The sequence below is a fragment of the Mesorhizobium sp. 128a genome, assembly GCF_053848025.1.
In genome coordinates this window covers 201,835-220,596 of sequence record NZ_JBSPKY010000001.1, presented here as the reverse complement: position 1 = coordinate 220,596, position 18,762 = coordinate 201,835, and the positions used below count along the sequence as shown (strand labels likewise).

The window sequence follows — 18,762 nt, the reverse complement described above, 5'->3', positions numbered from 1 at the left end:
CCTTTCGCGCGTCACCGCGCGCTATCTCTGTTTGTGCGATGCAACATAGATAGGGATGCCATGCCGGGAATCACAGTGCCGTTACCGCATGGGCTGCATGCGCTCGGTGCAATCCTGGCCTGGCTGCCTTCGGCCGTGCTTTGCTCGACCCGTTAACAGACTTGAAACACCGGCCGGGATCGTCTATATCAGCCTCAAATTCTTGGTCGGTATGACGAAGAGTGGGTCCACCCGGTCCCGCTCTTTTTTATTACCTGCCGGTCAGTATCAGAGCATGATCCCGAAAGGTGGGACCCGGTTTTCGGAAAGATCATGCTCCGGCAAGCAACGACAGGAACCTCATGACTGCAACGGCAAGCGAAGCCGACGACCGCATCATCCGCGAAAGCGGCATCGATGCGCGCATCGCGCTGATCGTTCAGCCGGTGTTGCGCGGCATCGGCTTTCGCCTCGTGCGTGTGCATCTGTCGGGCCAGAATGGCCTGACGCTGCAGATCATGGCCGAGCGCGAGGACGGCACCATGACCGTCGAGGATTGCGAAGAGGTCAGCCGCGCGGTGTCGCCGGCGCTCGATGTCGACGATCCGATCGAGAAGGCCTATCATCTCGAAGTGTCGTCGCCAGGCATTGACCGGCCGCTGGTGCGCAAGTCGGATTTCGTCACCTGGACCGGCCATCTGGTGAAGATGGAGACCTCGGTGCTGGTCGCCGACCGCAAGCGCTTCAAGGGCAAGATCGCCGAAGCCGCCGAAGACGATGTGCTGATCGAGCGGGACAAGGCCGCTTATGGCGAAGAGCCGACGGTGCGTGTTCCCTATGACGCGATCGCCGATGTGCGGCTGATCCTCACCGACGACCTCATCCGCGACGCCCTGTCGAAGGACAATCGGGAACGCAAGGAAGCCAAGAAACGCCGCGGCGAGCCGGAAGACGATGTTTCCGAAGACGCCACGGAAGAACACGAACAGGAATGACGATTGAGCTGCCGGGCCGAAGCTCCGGCACTTGAGTTCGGGAGATAAAGACATGGTTGTAAGCGCCAACAGACTTGAACTGCTGCAGATCGCCGACGCGGTCGCGCGTGAAAAGTCGATCGACAAGTCGATCGTCATCGCCGCCATGGCCGATGCGATCCAGAAGGCCGCACGCTCGCGCTACGGCCAGGAAACCAACATCCGCGCTGACATCAACGCCACCACCGGCGAGATGAAGCTGCAGCGGCTGATGGAAGTTGTCGAGAAGGTCGATGACTACGCCACCCAGATCGCCATTTCCTCGGCCCGCGAGCGCAATCCCGACGCCCAGCTCGGCGACTTCATCGCCGAACAGCTGCCGCCGATGGATTTCGGCCGCATTGCGGCCCAGTCGGCGAAGCAGGTCATTGTGCAGAAGGTGCGCGAGGCAGAACGTGACCGCCAGTATGACGAATACAAGGACCGCATCGGCGAAATCGTGAACGGCACCGTCAAGCGCGTCGAGTATGGCAACGTCATCGTCGATCTCGGCCGTGGCGAGGCGATTATCCGCCGCGACGAGCTGATCCCGCGCGAAAACTACAAATATGGCGACCGCGTTCGCGCCTATGTCTACGACGTGCGCCGCGAACAGCGCGGCCCGCAGATATTCCTGTCGCGTACCCATCCGCAGTTCATGGCCAAGCTCTTCACCATGGAAGTGCCGGAAATCTACGACGGCATCATCGAGATCAAGTCGGTCGCCCGCGATCCGGGCTCGCGCGCCAAGATCGCCGTCATTTCGCGCGATAGCTCGATCGATCCGGTCGGCGCCTGCGTCGGTATGCGCGGCAGCCGCGTCCAGGCGGTGGTCGGCGAATTGCAGGGCGAAAAGATCGATATCATTCCGTGGTCGCCTTCGGCCGCCTCCTTCATCGTCAATGCGCTGCAGCCGGCGGAAGTCGCCAAGGTCGTGCTCGACGAGGATGCCGAGCGCATCGAGGTGGTGGTTCCCGACGACCAGCTGTCGCTTGCCATCGGCCGCCGCGGCCAGAACGTGCGCCTTGCCTCGCAGCTCACCGGCTGGGACATCGACATCCTGACCGAGGCCGAGGAATCCGAGCGCCGCCAGAAGGAATTCGTCGAGCGTTCGTCGCTGTTCATGGAAGCGCTCGATGTCGACGAGATGGTCGGCCAGGTGCTGGCCTCCGAAGGCTTCACCAGTGTCGAGGAAGTCGCCTATGTCGATTCGGGCGAGATCGCTTCGATTGACGGCTTCGACGAAGACACCGCTTCGGAGATCCAGACCCGCGCCCGCGAGTACCTGGAGAAGATCGAAGCCGAACATGACGAGAAGCGGAAGGCGCTGGGCGTCACCGACGAGCTGCGCGAGATCCCCGGCGTTACCACCGCCATGATGGTGACGCTCGGCGAGGATGGCGTGAAGACGATCGAGGATTTCGCCGGCTATGCCGCCGACGATCTGACCGGCTGGAAGGAACGCAAGGACGGCGAGACCAAGGTTTATCCGGGCGTTCTCGCCAATCACGGCGTGTCGCGCGCCGATGCCGAGCAGATGGTTCTGGCAGCCCGCCTCAAGGCCGGCTGGATCACCGAAGACGAGCTTGCAGCCGAACAGGTCCCGGCTGACGAAGCTGTTGGTGCGTGAGGTGAAACCGCATCGCACACAACCCGCCCCAGGACGAGATGAACGATCGCACCTGCATCGTTACCCGCAGGCAAGCCGAGCCGGATGAGCTGATCCGTTTCGTCGTCGGCCCGGATTCGGCCGTCGTTCCGGACATCAAGAGAAACCTGCCCGGCCGTGGTTGTTGGGTGAGCGCCGACCGCCTACATATCGACAAGGCGGCGGCGAAGAACCTGTTTGCCCGCGCCTTCAAGGCGCAAGTGACCGTGCCGCCCGATCTCGGTGGCATGGTCGACGGACTGCTCGCACGATCCGCTCTTGGCATGCTCGGCCTTGCCCGCAAGGCCGGCGCGATCGCTCTCGGCGCCACCAAGGTCGAGAGCGCGGTGCGCAGCGGGCTGGCGCTTTTCGTGCTCCACGCGACCGAAGCGTCCGACGACGGCGTGCGCAAGATCAACCAGGCGCGGCGGGCAACTGTCCACCTCGGCGGGCCCGCGGTTTTTGCCTACAAACTTTTCTCCGAGGCCGAGTTGAGCTTGGCATTGGGGGGCACAAATGTGATACATGCTGCCGTTCTCGCGGGAGACGCGGGCAAGGCGGTTGAGAAGCGCATGGTTGCGCTCGACCGATATCGGGGCGGAACCCCCGACGATCTGGCAATGCTTGCGGCCGTTGCTGACGAAGATGATGCTGCAGAGGATATGGAATGAACGATACGAAATCGGGCGACGACAAGACGTTGAGTGTTACACCGAAGAAGACCTTGACGCTGAAGCGCCCCGGTACCGAGCAGAGCGTCGTGCGCCAGAACTTCTCGCATGGCCGCACCAAGCAGGTCCAGGTCGAGATCAAAAAGCGTAAGTTCTCCATGCCCGGCGACAAGCCGGAGCCGGTGGCTGCACCCGTTTTGACGCCCAAGCCCGCGGTTGCGGCGGCCCCCGTGGTGCAGGAAGCGCCCAAGGTGCCGCCCCCGCCGCCGCAGGTCGAACGCAGCGGCATGGTGCTGAACGAATTGTCGCGCGGCGAAATGGAAGCCCGGCGCAGGGCGCTCGAAGGCTCCAAGGTTCGCGAAGTTGAGGATCGCCAGCGCGCAGCCGAAGACGCCAAGCGCCGCGCTGAGGACGAGGAGCGCCGCAAGCGCGAGCGCGAGGACTCCGCGCGCCGTCAGGCCGAGGAAGAAGCCCGCCTGCAGACCGAGGCCGAGTCCCGCCGCCGTGCCGAAGAAGAGGCGCGTCGCCGCGCGCCGCTGGCTGCCGAGCTGGTGGCATCGGACGACGAGGAAGAGGTCAAGCCGAAGCGCACCGGCATCGGCGTCCCGGTTCGCCGTCCGGTCACGCCCGAAGTCGCGCGTCCGGCCAAGCCGACCAAGGCAGAGGAAGACCGTCGTCGTGGCAAGCTGACCCTCAACACGGCGCTTTCCGACGAGGATGCGCGCGCCCGCTCGCTGTCGTCGATGCGCCGCCGCCAGGAAAAATTCAAGCGCGCGATGCACAATGAGCCGCGCGAGAAGGTTATGCGCGAAGTGATCCTGCCCGAAACCATCACCATCCAGGAACTGGCGCAGCGCATGTCCGAGCGCGCCGTCGATGTGGTCAAGTACTTCATGAAGCAGGGCCAGATCCTGAAGCCGGGCGACATCATCGACGCCGATACGGCCGAGCTGGTCGCCACCGAATTCGGCCACACGGTCCGCCGCGTCGCTGAGTCCGACATCGAGGAAGGCCTGTTCAACATCGCCGACAATGCCGAGGACCTGGTGTCGCGTCCGCCGGTCGTGACCATCATGGGCCACGTCGACCACGGCAAGACCTCGCTGCTCGATGCCATCCGCAACGCCAATGTCGTTTCCGGCGAGGCCGGCGGCATCACCCAGCATATCGGCGCCTATCAGGTCGAGAAGAACGGTCAGAAGATCACCTTTATCGACACGCCTGGCCACGCCGCCTTCACGGCGATGCGCGCCCGCGGCGCCCAGGCCACCGACATCGCTATCCTGGTGGTGGCGGCCGACGACAGCGTCATGCCGCAGACCATCGAATCGATCAGCCATGCCAAGGCGGCCGGCGTTCCGATCATCGTGGCGATCAACAAGATCGACAAGCACGGTGCCGATCCGCAGAAGGTGCGCTCGGAACTGCTGCGCCATGAGGTGTTCGTCGAATCCATGGGCGGTGAAGTGCTGGACGTCGAAGTGTCGGCGACCAAGGGCACCAATCTCGACAAGCTCTTGGAAGCTATCCTGTTGCAGGCCGAAATCCTCGACCTCAAGGCCAATCCGGACCGCACCGCCGAGGGCGTCGTCATCGAAGCCCAGCTCGACAAGGGCCGCGGCCCCGTCGCCACAGTGCTGGTGCAGACCGGCACGCTGATGCCGGGCGATATTCTCGTCGCCGGCAACGAATGGGGCCGGGTGCGCGCGCTGGTCAACGACCGCGGCGAGCAGATCAAGGAAGCGCCTCCGGCCATGCCGGTCGAGGTGCTTGGCCTGCAGGGCACGCCGCAAGCCGGTGACCGCTTCGCCGTGGTCAACAACGAGGCTCGCGCCCGCGAAATCACCGAGTATCGCCAGCGTCTGGCGCGCGAGAAGGCGGTGGCTCGCCATGCCGGTCAGCGCGGCTCGCTTGAACAGATGATGTCGCAGTTGCAAACGAGTGGGTTGAAGGAATTCCCGCTGGTCATCAAGGGCGACGTGCAGGGCTCGATCGAGGCGATCAACGCCGCTCTCGACAAGCTTGGCACCGACGAGGTGCGTGCGCGCATCGTTCATGCCGGCGCCGGCGCCATCACCGAAAGCGACGTGTCGCTGGCGGAAACTTCCGGCGCCGCGATCATCGGCTTCAACGTCCGCGCCAACGTGCAAGCACGCGCGGCCGCGGCGGCCGCGGGCATCGAGATCCGCTACTACTCGATCATCTACAACCTCGTCGATGACGTGAAGGCGGCGCTCTCGGGCCTGCTATCGCCGGAACGTCGCGAGACCTTCATCGGCAATGCCGAGATCCTCGAGATCTTCGACATCACCAAGGTCGGCAAGATCGCTGGCTGCCGTGTCACCGAAGGCAAGGTCGAGCGTGGTGCGGGCGTGCGCCTGATCCGCGACAACGTCGTCATCCACGAAGGCACGCTGAAGACGCTCAAGCGCTTCAAGGACGAAGTTGCGGAAGTCCCGGGTGGCCAGGAATGCGGCATGGCCTTCCAGAACTACGAGGACATGCGCGTCGGCGATATCATCGAGTGCTTCCGCGTCGAGATGGTGACCAGGACGCTCTGAGTTCGTATACTGTCGATACGACCGGGCGGTGGTCGAAAGGCCGCCGCCCAAACTTTATGAGACATGCGGCACGGTCCCATCCCGCGCCTCACGCTTTCAGGATTGAGAAAAATGCCCCGTCCAACTGTCTCCAGCCCATCCCAGCGCATGTTGCGCGTCGCCGAACAGGTGCGCCATGCACTCTCCGAAACCTTGCAGCGGGGTGAGATCATCGATCCGCTGATCGAGAATACCGTGGTATCGGTCTCCGAAGTGCGCATGTCGCCTGACCTGAGGGTTGCCACCGCTTTCGTCTCGCCGCTCGGCGCCAAGGATACCGGCGCGGTGATCGATGCGCTGAACAAGCATGCGAAGTTCGTGCGCGGCCGCGTTTCCGGTGCGTTGCGGCAGATGAAATTCATGCCGGAGTTCCGCTTCAAGCTCGACACGTCGTTCGACAATTTCGCCAGGATCAACGATCTGTTGAAGTCGCCTGAAGTCGCGCGTGATCTCGGGCCGGAAGACAATCAAAACGACAAGGACGAGAAATAGTGGGGCGCCGCGGCAAGAAGAAGGGCCGGCCGATTTCCGGCTGGGTGGTGCTGGACAAGCCGGTCGGCATGGGTTCGACCGAAGCCGTCTCCAAGATCAAATGGCTGTTCCAGGCCGAAAAGGCCGGCCATGCCGGCACGCTCGATCCGCTGGCCTCCGGCATGCTGCCGATCGCACTCGGCGAGGCGACCAAGACCGTGCCTTATGTCCAGGACGGCGCCAAGATCTATCGTTTCACCGTCGCGTGGGGCGAGGAGCGCTCGACCGACGACCTCGAAGGCCCGGTGACACAAAATTCCGACCGGCGCCCGGCCGAGGCCGACGTCAGGGCGCTGCTGCCGAACTACACCGGCGTCATCATGCAGACACCGCCGCAATTCTCGGCCATCAAGATCGCTGGCGAGCGTGCCTATGACCTTGCCCGCGAGGGCGAGACGGTCGACATACCCGCGCGGGAAATCGAGATCGGCCGCCTCGATATTGTCGAGCACGCCGCCGATCGTACGCTTTTCGAAGTCGAATGCGGCAAGGGCACCTATGTGCGCTCGCTGGCCCGCGACATGGGCCGCGACCTCGGCTGCTTCGGCCATATCGCCGAGTTGCGCCGGGTCGAGGTCGAGCCGTTCACCCGGGAAGATTTCGTCACCGTCGCCGAACTGGAAGCCGCCCGTTTCGGCGAACAAAGCGAAGCTGACGGCGATGGCGCTGCCGATGCGCCGATCGACTTCGGCGCTATCGATGCGCTGCTTGTCGACACGGCGGCGGCGCTCGACTGCCTGCCGCAGATCGCCATCAGCGACGAAGCGGCGACCAAGATCCGCCTTGGCAATCCAGTCATCATCCGCGGCCGCGACGCACCCGTGGAAGCCGAGGAAGCCTGCGCCACCGCGCGAGGCAAGCTGGTCGCCATCGGCGCCATCGAGCAAGGCATGTTCAAGCCGAAGCGGGTCTTTGCCGGCTGACCACTCTCGTCTAGTTTTACGTCGAGGTTACATCCGAGGGGCAGATGGCAAAGGCTGAGGCGGTGGAGAAGCGGGCGCCGGTGAAAACGCGGCGGCCGCCGGTCGGCGCCTCGCCGGGCACGCTGATTGCCGATCCGGCGGCGCGCCGCTCCGAGCTCCGGCTGACACTGATCTCGCCGGAAAAATACAAGACCATCGAACAAGCCAGCATCGATGATCTCAACAGCCATTGCGACAACTGGCCGGTCGTCTGGCTGGACTGCACCGGGCTCGCCAACATCCAGCTGATCGAGGAGATCGGCCGGATTTTCAACCTGCATCCGCTGGCTCTGGAAGACGTGGTCAACACCGGCCAGCGGCCGAAGGTCGACTTCTTCGAAGACCACGCCTTCGTCGTCATGCGCATGATCGACGACGTCAAGGTGCATCGCTACGAGCAGATCGCGGTGTTCTTCGGCAAGAATTTCGTCGTCACCTTCCAGGAGCGCGAAGGCGATCCGTTCGACCCCGTGCGCAAGCGCATCGCTGCGGCGCTGCCCAACCGCTTGCGGTCGCGCGGCGCCGACTATCTGGCCTATGCGCTCATCGACTCCATCGTCGACAGCTATTTCCCGCCGATCGAGGCCGCTAGCGAGGAAGTCGATGGCATCGAGGACGAGATGCTCAACACGCCGCACAAGCATCAGATGCGCCAGCTGCACGAATTGCGGCGCGATGCCAATGTGCTCAAGGGCGTGCTGTGGCCGATGCGCGATGCGCTGGCGACGCTGATCCGCAACGACGTGCCCTATGTGAAGGCCGAGACGAAGATCTTCTTCAACGACACGCTCGACCACGCATTGCGGCTGATCGAGTTGGTCGAGAACCAGCGCGACATGCTGACCGGCCTGATCGAAATGCATCTGTCGCTGAGTCAGGCGCGCACCAACGATGTCATTTCTTATCTCACCATCGTCTCGGTGATCTTCATGCCGCTCACCTTCCTGGTTGGTATCTGGGGGATGAATTTCGACCCCGAAAGCTCGCCGTGGAACATGCCGGAACTGAAGGCCTATTATGGCTACCCGACTTCGCTGCTGTTCATGCTGGCCATTGCTGTCGGCCTGATCGTCTTCTTCAAAAGCAAGAAGTGGTTATAGGCGTCCAGCATCAGGGAAATCTTGGATTCCCCAGCAAAAGCCTGCGACAAGCCGGCTTTATGAATGGGGCTGGTGTTTTCCGGGGAATTGCCCTATATGCGCCGCAGCATCGCGCCATGTCGCGTTGCTTGCACCGGCCCCTGCTGGACGACATCCCGGCTGAGGGCGACCCGTTTCCTCAAACAGATAAGGAAAAACACGATGTCGATTACTGCCGAGCGCAAAAAGGAATTGATGGGTGAATTCGCAACCGCCAAGGGCGATACCGGGTCTCCGGAAGTCCAGGTGGCCATCCTTTCCGAGCGCATCAAGAACCTGACCGACCACTTCAAGGACCACAAGAAGGATAACCATTCCCGCCGTGGTCTGCTCGCTCTCGTCTCCCAGCGCCGCAGCCTGCTTGACTATCTCAAGCGCAAGGACGACGCGCGCTATCAGACGCTGATCGAGAAGCTCGGTCTGCGCCGTTGACGAATTGACCGGCGGGCTTTCGAAGGAGAGCCCGCCGGTCGCGCATTCTGCCAGTCGTATCGATTGGCCAGACCCGGTTTCGAGCGTGCAGAGGGCCACTCGAAACCGCCCATGGACGGTCATGGGGCAGGATTGCAGGACGCTCGTGCGCTGACCAGCGCCCGAGCTTCCCGTTGTCTTGCCCGTGGCTGCCCGAGAAAGGAAGCCAGGGAAAGGGCATCCGCGCACCGTGAAACGGCGCGGCCCTTTCCGCTTATTAAGGACAAGACATGTTCAATCACCACAAAGTGGAAATCGAATGGGGCGGCCGTCCGCTCATCCTGGAAACCGGCAAGATCGCGCGTCAGGCTGACGGCGCGGTGCTCGCGACCTACGGCGAGACCAAGGTTCTCGCCACTGTCGTCTCGATGAAGGAGCCGAAGCCGGGCCTCGATTTCTTCCCGCTGACCGTCAACTACCAGGAAAAGACCTACGCCGCCGGCAAGATCCCGGGTGGCTACTTCAAGCGCGAAGGCCGTCCGAGCGAAAAGGAAACGCTGGTTTCCCGCCTGATCGACCGCCCGATCCGCCCGCTCTTCGCCGACGGCTACAAGAACGACACCCAGATCGTCGTCACCGTCGTCCAGCATGACCTCGAAAACGATCCGGACATCCTGTCGATTGTCGCCACCTCTGCCGCGCTGACGCTCTCGGGCGTCCCCTTCATGGGCCCGGTCGGCGGCGCTCGCGTCGGCTACATCAACGGCGAATATGTGCTCAACCCGCATGTCGACGAGATGCAGGAATCCAAGCTCGACCTCGTTGTCGCCGGCACCGCCGACGCCGTTCTGATGGTCGAGTCCGAAGCCAAGGAACTCGGCGAAGAGCTGATGCTCGGCGCCGTCATGTTCGGCCACAAGGGCTTCCAGCCGGTTATCGACGCCATCATCAAGCTGGCCGAAGTTGCCGCCAAGGAGCCGCGCGATTTCACTGCGCCGGATTATTCCGCGCTTGAAGCCGAGATGCTGAAGATCGTCGGCGACGAGCTTAGCAACGCCTACAAGAACGTCGACAAGCAGAAGCGCTACGCCGCCGTCGACGCCGTCAAGGCCAAGGTCAAGGTAGCGTTTGCCCCGGCCGAAGGCGAAGACGTCAAGTACACGTCCGAGCAGATCGGCTCGGTGTTCAAGGAACTGCAGGCCAAGGTCGTGCGCTGGAACATCCTCGACACAGGGTCGCGCATTGACGGCCGTGACCTCAAGACGGTCCGCAAGATCGTCTCCGAAGTCGGCGTTTTGCCGCGCACCCACGGTTCGGCGCTGTTTACCCGCGGCGAGACCCAGGCGCTGGTCGTTGCCACGCTCGGCACCGGCGAGGACGAGCAGTATGTCGATTCGCTGACCGGCATGTACAAGGAGAAGTTCCTCCTTCACTACAACTTCCCTCCCTACTCCGTCGGTGAGACCGGCCGCATGGGTTCGCCGGGCCGTCGCGAAATCGGCCACGGCAAGCTGGCCTGGCGCGCAATCCGTCCGATGCTGCCGAGCGCTGACCAGTTCCCCTATACGCTGCGCGTCGTCTCGGAGATCACCGAGTCCAACGGCTCGTCGTCGATGGCGACCGTTTGCGGCACCTCGCTGGCGCTGATGGATGCCGGCGTTCCGCTGGCCAAGCCCGTCGCCGGTATCGCCATGGGCCTGATCAAGGAAGGCGAGCGCTTCGCGGTTCTCTCCGACATCCTTGGTGACGAAGATCACCTCGGCGACATGGACTTCAAGGTCGCCGGCACCGCCAACGGCATCACCTCGCTGCAGATGGATATCAAGATCGAGGGCATCACCGAGGAGATCATGAAGATCGCGCTGGACCAGGCCAAGGATGGCCGCCAGCATATCCTCGGCGAGATGGCGCATGCCCTGACCGGCGCCCGCCCCGAACTCGGCGAGTTCGCGCCGCGCATCGAGGTCATGCATATCCCGACCGACAAGATCCGCGACGTTATCGGCTCCGGCGGCAAGGTCATCCGCGAGATCGTCGAGAAGACCGGCGCCAAGATCAACATCGAGGATGACGGCACGGTCAAGATCGCTTCGGCCAACGCCAAGGAGATCGAGGCGGCCAAGAAGTGGATCCACACCATCGTCGCCGAGCCGGAAGTCGGTGAGATCTACGAAGGCACGGTCGTCAAGACCGCCGACTTCGGCGCTTTCGTCAACTTCTTCGGTCCGCGTGACGGCCTCGTCCACATCTCGCAGCTTGCCAATGACCGGGTCGCCAAGACCTCGGACGTCGTCAAGGAAGGCGACAAGGTCTGGGTCAAGCTGATGGGCTTCGACGAGCGCGGCAAGGTCCGCCTGTCGATGAAGGTCGTCGACCAGGCCACCGGCAAGGAAATCGCCCGCGACAAGAAGGCCGAAGGCGAAGAAAACGCCGCCTGAGCGGTCTGATAGTGACATTGAAACGGGCGCGGCATAGGTCGCGCCCGTTTTCGTTTGGAGCAATTCCAGGAAAAGTGTGAGCGGTTTTCCCGGGAAAAGCGCGTAGCGCTTTCCCTTGGGAATTGCGTCAAAACAAGAGAGCAAGAATGGCCGCTGAGCCGCTGAAGACACTGTTCCATCCCTTCGAAGCCGAGGCGCTGCCTTTGCCGCAAAAGGGCGAACGCGTCCTGTTCCTGGGTGCGGAACCTGGTTTCCGCCTGCCTGAAGGTTTCGAGGCGGCGCTCCATCTCGTGCAAGGTTTCCGGCCGCATTTCCGCGCCCTGGAGCGTGCTGGCTACACGGTGACGCCGCAGCCTGGAGGCGACGCATTCGATGCTGCCCTCGTGCTTGCCGGCCGCCATCGCGGCCAGAACGAGATGCGCCTTGCCGAGGCAATCGCACGCGTCGCACCCGGGGGGCTGATCGTCGTCGCCGGTGGAAAAGACGACGGCATCGACAGCCTGCGCAAGCGCATCGACGAGCTTGTCCCGCTCGAAGGGCATATGCCGAAGCATCACGGCGTTGCCTTCTGGCTTCGCCGTCCTGTCGATGTGGCCGCTGCGGAAAAACTCCGGACCGCCAACCCTGCCGCGCTGATCGAGGGCCGCTTCCGCACAGCACCCGGAATGTTTTCCTTCGACCGTATCGACGCCGGTTCGAAACTTCTGGTCGATAACCTGCCCAAAGACCTGCGCGGCCACATCGCCGATTTTTGCGCCGGCTGGGGCTATGTCGCAGCCGAAGTTGCAGCCCGCTCACCTGGTGTCACGGGGCTCGACCTCTATGAAGCGGATTTCGACGCGCTGGAGGCTGCGAAAGGCAATGTCGGCCAGGCAGGCTTCGAGCCAGGCTTCTTCTGGATAGATCTGCTGAACGAGCCGGTCGAGCGGCGCTATGATGCCATCGTCATGAACCCGCCCTTTCATCGCAGCCGCGCCGCCGAGCCCGAAATCGGCGCCGGCATGATCCAGGCGGCGGGCAAGACGCTGAAGCCGGGCGGGCGGCTGTTCATGGTGGCAAACCGTCAGCTGCCTTACGAACCGGTTCTGAAGGCCGTCTTCTCCAGCCATGCCGAACTCGCCCGCGATGGCATGTTCAAGGTCTTTGCCGCGCGTCGGTAGGACATGGTCCCAAGAAGATCATCCGCGGACAGAACTGCCTCAATGCATGCTGACGATGCGCGCCGGCTCGTGGACGGGAATGGTCGCTCTGATCTCGCCGGGCTTGATCCTGAGTGGCGCCGGCCTGCCGAACAGATAGCCTTGCACCATCTCGCAGCCGGCCGCCCGCAGGAGCGTCGCCTGGTTCTCGGTCTCGACGCCTTCGGCGATGATGCCGACACCAAGCGCGCGTGACAGACCGACGATGGTCGAGACGACGGCACCCGAATTGGAATCGGTGTCCATGCGGCTGATGAAAGAGCGATCGATCTTCAGCTTGCCGAAGGCGAAGTCGATCAGATAGCTCAGGTTGGAATAGCCGGTGCCGAAATCGTCGACGGCCACTGAAATGCCCATGTCGGCAAGCTGTTGCAGGATGATGGCGGCGCGGTCGCGGTCCTGCATCATCGCCGTCTCGGTCAGTTCGAGCTCCAGCCGTGATGGCTTGATGCCGGTGCTGGCCATAGTATCACGCACGATACCGACGAAATCCTTGGTCATGAACTGGACCGGCGAGATGTTGACGGCAACGAAACAGTCCTCGGGCAAATGGCGGGCGTCGCTGCAAGCCTTGTGCAGCACCCAATTGCCGATCGGGTGGATCATGCCGGTCTCTTCGGCGATCGGAATGAACTCCATCGGCGGGATCATGCCGCGTTCAGGATGCTTCCAGCGGATCAGCGCCTCGTAGCCGACGATGCGGCCGCTCGGCAGGTCGAGCTGCGGCTGGTAGTGAAGGTCGAAATCGCCGCGGTCGAAAGCAATGTGCAGCTCGGATTCGACCCAGTGGCGGTAGTCGGCGACCTGGCCCATGTCGGAATGGAAGACCGACCAGTTGCCCACTCCGCCGGCGCGGGCATTCTGCAGTGCCAGGTTGGAGCGACGCAGGATGAGGACCGGATCGATGCCGTCCTTCGGCATCGCCACGATACCCACTGACAGGCCGATCGATTGCAGGTGGGAATCGAGCTGATAGGGCTTGAGCATCTCCTCGATCAGGGTTTCGACAGTGGCTTCCATCGATCCCTGGATCTCATGTTCCGACACGAGGACGGCGAATTCGCCGGCGCCGATGCGCCCCATCACCGTGCCTTCAGGCATGGAGGCCCTCAGCCGCTTGGTGAAGGCACTTATCAGTTCGTCGCCATGGCTGTAGCCGATAGCGTCGTTGATCTGCTTGAAGCGGTCGATGTCGATATCGATGAGGAACACCGGCTCGCCGGTCTTGATCGTCGCCGACGCCGCGTCGGCAATCTTGCCAACCATGGCCGGCCGCGACAAAAGCCCGGTCAGCTTGTCGAAATGGGTTTCGTTGAAGACGTAATCCACCGATTCATCAACGCCGGCGAAGAAGGACAGGGCCGCACCGGCGGCGGCCAGCGCGCACAGGGCCGACGCGATGCCGACCATGGTTCCCGCCTGCATGCCGGCAAAGCCGTCACCGAAACCGAACTTGAGACCCCAGAGCCCGAGAACGAAACTGCCAAGGCCCGAGGCGGCGACGGTGAGCAGTCGGAACACAGGTGTTCGCTTCGGGTTGCTGACAGCAGGCATCACTCAGTCCCTGTTGCATGATCCCAAAAATCAACTCGACTTTTCCGGAAAGATCACACGCAAATTCATAAATCCTAAAGCATCCTTTGCGCCCAGCAAGAACGCGCAGTGCCCTAGCTACAGGACTTATAGCGGATATCTCCTTAAAATGAGTTTCCGCCAATGCATCTAATTTTACTGGAAGAATCCAGAGCTCTATCGCGAAAAGTGGTCTCTGGTTTTCTCCGACAAACGGGAACCGTTTGTCTGGAGATCATGCTTAACCAAAGAGATGGCGCCCACCCCGATTCCATCGGGATGGAACGGGCTCTAATCGCGTCCGCTGTCGGTCTGCTTCAACTCATCCAGTGTCGGCATCGACACGATGTGATAACCGGAATCGACATAATGGATCTCGCCGGTGACGCCTGACGAGAGGTCGGACAAAAGATAGAGCGCCGAGCCGCCAACCTCGTCGATGGTCACGGTGCGGCGCAGCGGCGAGTTTCGCTGCTGGTAGGAGTACATGTGCCGCGCATCCGAAATCCCCGCGCCGGCCAGCGTGCGCACCGGCCCCGCAGATATGCCGTTCACCCTGATGCCGCGCGGGCCGTAATCATTGGCGAGATAGCGCACGCTGGCTTCCAGCCCGGCCTTGGCGACTCCCATGACGTTGTAGTTCGGCATGACGCGGACGGAGCCGGCATAGGTCAGCGTGATCATCGCGCCGCCGTCGCTCATCAGCGGGGCGGCATGGCGGGCGATCTCGGTGAAGGAATAGCAGGAGATGACCATGGTGCGGACGAAATTGTCGCGGCTGGTATCGGCGTAGAGCCCCTTGAGCTCGTTCTTGTCGGAAAAGCCGATGGCGTGCACGACGAAGTCGAGCCCGCCCCATTCCTTGCCGAGTGTCTCGAAGGTGGCCACGACCGATGCGCTGTCCTCGACGTCGCATGGCACGACCAGTGATGCCCCGAGCTTCTCGGCGAGCGGCTTGACGCGGCGCCCGAAGGCGTCGCCCTGATAGGTGAAGGCGAGGTCTGCCCCATGCTCGGACAGCTTCTTGGCAATGCCCCAGGCGATCGAATGATCATTGGCGACGCCCATGACAAGCCCACGCTTGCCCTTCATCAGTCCGTCCATGCCCGGCAAATCCTTATGCGGAATAGCGCTGGAAAATCAGCGTTGCGTTGGTGCCACCGAAACCGAACGAATTGGACAAAACCGTGTCGATCCTGGCGTCGTCGATACGCTGGCGCACAATCGGCATGGCCTCGAATTCCGGATCGAGGTTTTCGATATGGGCGCTCTCGCCGATGAAGCCGCCCTGCATCATCAGGATCGAGTAGATCGATTCCTGCACGCCGGCCGCACCCAGCGAATGGCCGGTCAGCGACTTGGTCGAGGTAATGAACGGCATCTTGTCGCCGAACACCTCGCGGATGGCGCCCATCTCTCGGGAATCGCCGACCGGCGTCGAGGTGCCGTGCGTGTTGATGTAGTCGACCGGCGTCGACACGGTCGCCAGCGCCTGGCGCATGCAGCGCACGGCGCCTTCCCCCGACGGCGCCACCATGTCGTAGCCGTCCGACGTCGCGCCGTAGCCGACGATCTCGGCATAGATCTTGGCGCCACGCGCCTTGGCGTGTTCGAGTTCCTCCAGGATGAGGACGCCCGCGCCGCCGGCGATGACGAAGCCATCGCGATTGGCGTCATAGGCGCGAGACGCGGTTGACGCCTTGTCATTGAATTTGGACGACATCGCGCCCATGGCATCGAACAGATCCGACATCGTCCAGTCGAGGTCTTCATGGCCGCCGGCAAACATCACGTCCTGCTTGCCCCACTGGATCAGTTCGTAGGCATTGCCGATGCAATGCGCGGAAGTCGAACAGGCCGACGAGATCGAATAATTAACGCCGTGGATCTTGAACCAGGTGGCGAGCGTCGCCGAAGCAGTCGACGACATCGCCTTCGGCACCGCGAACGGACCGATGCGTTTCGGACTGTTGTTCTTGAGCGTGATCTCGGCCGCCTCGACGATGGTGCGGGTCGAGGGGCCGCCCGAGCCCATGACGATGCCGGTGCGCTCATTGGTGATGTCGCTTTCGTCAAGCCCCGCATCGGCGATCGCCTGGTCCATTGCGACATGATTCCAGGCAGCGCCCTGGCTCAGGAAGCGCATGGCGCGGCGGTCGATCATGGCCGACGGGTCGAGCGTCGGCGCGCCCCAGACCTGGCAGCGGAAGCCGTGTTCGGCGAAGGAATCGGAGAAGCTGATGCCGGATTTGGCATCGTAGAGCGAGGATTGCACCTCGTTGGCATTGTTGCCGATCGACGATACGATGCCGAGGCCTGTGACGACGACCCTTCTCATTCGCAACTCCTTCCAGCGGATGATCCCGAAACCGTAGTCGGTTTTCGTCGGCGATCATACGCAAAATCAAAGTGCTGCAGCGTCATTGCGCGTTTCGGGAAACGCCCTGCTGCAGTGGCGCCGGTCAGGCGGCCGTTTGCTTGGACAGCCCCACCTTGAGGTCCGCCGCCGCGTATATGGGTTCGCCGTCGGCCTTGAGCCAACCATCGGCGATGCCGAGCACCAAGCGCCCGCGCATGACGCGCTTGAAATCGATGCCGTATTCGACCTTCTTGACCGACGGCGTCACCATGCCCTTGAACTTCACTTCGCCGGTCGACAGCGCCATGCCCTTGCCTGGTTCGCCGAGCCAGCCGAGGTAGAACCCCGTCAACTGCCACATCGCGTCGAGGCCCAGGCACCCCGGCATGATCGGATTGCCGATGAAATGGCAGGCGAAGAACCACAGGTCCGGCTTGATGTCGAATTCGGCGCGGATGAAGCCCTTGTCGTGGGCGCCGCCGGTCTCGCTGATTTCAGTGATGCGGTCGAACATCAGCATCGGCGGGTAGGGCAGTTGGGCGTTGCCGGGCCCGAACAGCTCGCCGCGGGCACAGGCCAGCAATTCCTCATAACCGTAGCTGGATTTCGAACCCGCCATCAATCTCGTCCCCATGATAGTCCCGGGCGGTGGGCGCCCTTGTCGTTGGTTTCCTAACACAATCCATTTCGAGCCGGAAACCGGCGTTTGCGCTTAACCCGCCCGTCTGCCCGGGTCAATGCGCGCTATTGATCGCATTCGGCCAACAGAATATATGTCGAGAGGTATCCAATCTCGGTGGTTGACGTTTTTTTGCCACTCTGGGCGTGTCTTGAGGCAGAACTGTGGGCTTGGACGGATTGATGGATCTGGGCTGCCGGAAGGAAAATGTCGCTGTGGACAAGCGGGTTCGCGAAGCCGGCCTAAGGCCGACACGCCAGCGCATCGCGCTGGCCGATCTGCTGTTTGCCAAGGGCGACCGCCATTTGTCGGCCGAAGAGCTGCATGAGGAGGCGATCGCTGCCGGCGTGCCGGTCTCGCTCGCCACCGTCTACAACGCCCTGCACCAGTTCACCCAGGCCGGCCTGCTGCGCATCCTGGCGGTCGAGGGGTCCAAGACCTATTTCGACACCAACACCTCCGATCACCATCATTTCTACATCGAAGGTGAAAACCGGGTTTTCGACATCGAAAGCGGTCCGGTGACCGTTTCCAACCTGCCGGAGCCGCCTGCGGGCATGGAAATTGCCAATGTCGACATCGTGGTGCGGCTGCGCCCGAAACGCAGCATCTGAGCAGCACCTCAATGAAAGCACTAGATCTGGCGGTCCGGCTGGAATGGATAACGATCGCCGCGGTGGCTGTTGTCCTTTATGCCGCCTCAGGTGTTTCCTGGTGGCTGTTTGTCCTGCTCATCCTGGCGCCTGACCTGTCGATGCTCGGCTACTTTGCCGGGCCGCGCGTCGGCGCCATCGCCTACAACGCCTTGCACATCCTGATTGTCCCGCTGCTGCTGGCGCTCGCCGGATACATCCTTGCCAACTCGATAGCGATCGCGATTGGTCTGATCTGGATCATTCACATCGCCGTCGACCGCGCGCTCGGCTACGGCTTGAAGTTATCGAGCGGCTTCCAGGACACGCATCTCGGCCGCATTGGCCGCTAGGCGACCTTTCCAGCAATCTCAGTTCTTGACGTGCTCGCCGGGATAGGCGCCCCACACCTGCGACTGGGCGATCCAGCCGGTGTGGCCGTCGAAGGTCATTTCGCACCACTGGCCGTCGCAGGATTTGATCGTACCTGTCACGCCCGGCTCGATAATGGCGACGACGCTGGCGTCCTTGTCCGCATCGTCGAGCAGATTGATTCGGCCACCCTTGCCGCGCTGCCAGGGCGCCACGATCGCTGTGCGGCGGCCCGACAGCAGCGACTGGTTGATCCAGCCTTCCGAACCGTCGGCATCGCGCACGCGCCGCCAGGTGTCGAATTCCTGGATGATTTCCATCGGCAGGCCGGCCTTGGTGTACATCCAGTCGACGGAATAGTTGGCGCCGGGGCCGACGCGCGAGTTGACGCGGGCCGATTTCAGACTGACGAAACGCGGCAGCGGCAGGCCGCTCGGGCCGAGCGTGACCGTCTGCACAGGTGCCGCGGCACCTTGCGCCGCGGCTTGCGGGGAATGCAGGAGAGCGCCGAGAAGCGCTGCGCTGAGGACCAGCCGAAGCGACGCGAAACCAGACAC

Annotated in this window: 17 protein-coding genes; 12 read left to right on the top strand and 5 right to left on the bottom strand. The window is 62.6% G+C overall.

The window, feature by feature from the left end; all coding sequences use genetic code 11:
- Window positions 1-341 precede the first annotated feature (341 nt).
- The 10 genes from rimP (at window position 342) to ACWTU9_RS00970 (ending at window position 12,552) form a co-directional block, all read left to right on the top strand.
- Entirely contained in the window at window positions 342-974 is a 633-nt protein-coding gene (gene rimP, locus ACWTU9_RS01015; RefSeq protein WP_112566409.1) for a ribosome maturation factor RimP, read from the top strand.
- Window positions 975-1,026: 52 nt separating this feature from the next.
- On the top strand, window positions 1,027-2,622 hold the full coding sequence (gene nusA / locus ACWTU9_RS01010) for a transcription termination factor NusA (protein WP_112566406.1): 1,596 nt from the start codon (window positions 1,027-1,029) through the stop codon (window positions 2,620-2,622).
- 38 nt (window positions 2,623-2,660) lie between these two features.
- Complete coding sequence (locus tag ACWTU9_RS01005) at window positions 2,661-3,311, top strand: RNA-binding protein (protein WP_455856702.1); 651 nt, start codon at window positions 2,661-2,663, stop codon at window positions 3,309-3,311.
- The gene (gene infB / locus ACWTU9_RS01000) at window positions 3,308-5,872 is read left to right on the top strand and encodes a translation initiation factor IF-2 (protein ID WP_455856701.1); all 2,565 of its coding nucleotides are present in this window, start codon (window positions 3,308-3,310) and stop codon (window positions 5,870-5,872) included. Before ACWTU9_RS01005 ends, infB begins: the two co-directional genes overlap by 4 nt.
- A 111-nt stretch (window positions 5,873-5,983) precedes the next feature.
- Complete coding sequence (rbfA, locus tag ACWTU9_RS00995) at window positions 5,984-6,403, top strand: 30S ribosome-binding factor RbfA (protein ID WP_454576588.1); 420 nt, start codon at window positions 5,984-5,986, stop codon at window positions 6,401-6,403.
- A complete protein-coding gene (truB, locus tag ACWTU9_RS00990; RefSeq protein WP_455856700.1) occupies window positions 6,403-7,365 on the top strand; it encodes a tRNA pseudouridine(55) synthase TruB in 963 nt (320 codons plus the stop codon). Before rbfA ends, truB begins: the two co-directional genes overlap by 1 nt.
- A 44-nt stretch (window positions 7,366-7,409) precedes the next feature.
- Window positions 7,410-8,504 (top strand): magnesium/cobalt transporter CorA, encoded by a 1,095-nt coding sequence (gene corA / locus ACWTU9_RS00985; protein WP_455856699.1) that lies wholly within the window; start codon window positions 7,410-7,412, stop codon window positions 8,502-8,504.
- Between the two features lie 96 nt (window positions 8,505-8,600).
- Entirely contained in the window at window positions 8,601-8,975 is a 375-nt protein-coding gene (gene rpsO, locus ACWTU9_RS00980) for a 30S ribosomal protein S15 (RefSeq protein WP_281401875.1), read from the top strand.
- Window positions 8,976-9,244: 269 nt separating this feature from the next.
- Window positions 9,245-11,392, top strand: coding sequence for a polyribonucleotide nucleotidyltransferase (pnp, locus tag ACWTU9_RS00975; protein WP_455856698.1), 2,148 nt, complete (start codon window positions 9,245-9,247; stop codon window positions 11,390-11,392).
- Between the two features lie 146 nt (window positions 11,393-11,538).
- Entirely contained in the window at window positions 11,539-12,552 is a 1,014-nt protein-coding gene (locus ACWTU9_RS00970) for a class I SAM-dependent methyltransferase (RefSeq protein WP_455856697.1), read from the top strand.
- A gap of 39 nt (window positions 12,553-12,591) precedes the next feature.
- On the opposite strand, the gene ACWTU9_RS00965 is transcribed toward ACWTU9_RS00970, so the two are convergent.
- From ACWTU9_RS00965 to fabA, 4 genes are all read right to left on the bottom strand, one after another.
- Entirely contained in the window at window positions 12,592-14,145 is a 1,554-nt protein-coding gene (locus ACWTU9_RS00965; RefSeq protein WP_454588076.1) for a putative bifunctional diguanylate cyclase/phosphodiesterase, read from the bottom strand.
- A gap of 309 nt (window positions 14,146-14,454) precedes the next feature.
- On the bottom strand, window positions 14,455-15,267 hold the full coding sequence (gene fabI / locus ACWTU9_RS00960) for an enoyl-ACP reductase FabI (RefSeq protein ID WP_454588075.1): 813 nt from the start codon (window positions 15,265-15,267) through the stop codon (window positions 14,455-14,457).
- A 13-nt stretch (window positions 15,268-15,280) separates the two neighbouring features.
- A complete protein-coding gene (gene fabB / locus ACWTU9_RS00955; RefSeq protein ID WP_455856696.1) occupies window positions 15,281-16,501 on the bottom strand; it encodes a beta-ketoacyl-ACP synthase I in 1,221 nt (406 codons plus the stop codon).
- A gap of 124 nt (window positions 16,502-16,625) precedes the next feature.
- The gene (gene fabA / locus ACWTU9_RS00950) at window positions 16,626-17,141 is read right to left on the bottom strand and encodes a 3-hydroxyacyl-[acyl-carrier-protein] dehydratase FabA (protein WP_455856695.1); all 516 of its coding nucleotides are present in this window, start codon (window positions 17,139-17,141) and stop codon (window positions 16,626-16,628) included.
- 242 nt (window positions 17,142-17,383) lie between these two features.
- Between fabA and irrA the strand changes: the two genes are divergently transcribed.
- Together irrA and ACWTU9_RS00940 are read left to right on the top strand one after the other, a co-directional pair.
- On the top strand, window positions 17,384-17,815 hold the full coding sequence (irrA, locus tag ACWTU9_RS00945; protein WP_454588073.1) for an iron response transcriptional regulator IrrA: 432 nt from the start codon (window positions 17,384-17,386) through the stop codon (window positions 17,813-17,815).
- Between the two features lie 11 nt (window positions 17,816-17,826).
- Window positions 17,827-18,186, top strand: a complete 360-nt coding sequence (locus ACWTU9_RS00940; RefSeq protein WP_455856694.1) for a DUF4260 domain-containing protein — start codon at window positions 17,827-17,829, stop codon at window positions 18,184-18,186.
- A gap of 18 nt (window positions 18,187-18,204) precedes the next feature.
- Here ACWTU9_RS00940 and ACWTU9_RS00935 read toward each other — a convergent pair whose 3' ends face one another.
- Window positions 18,205-18,762, bottom strand: a complete 558-nt coding sequence (locus ACWTU9_RS00935) for an SH3 domain-containing protein (protein WP_455856693.1) — start codon at window positions 18,760-18,762, stop codon at window positions 18,205-18,207.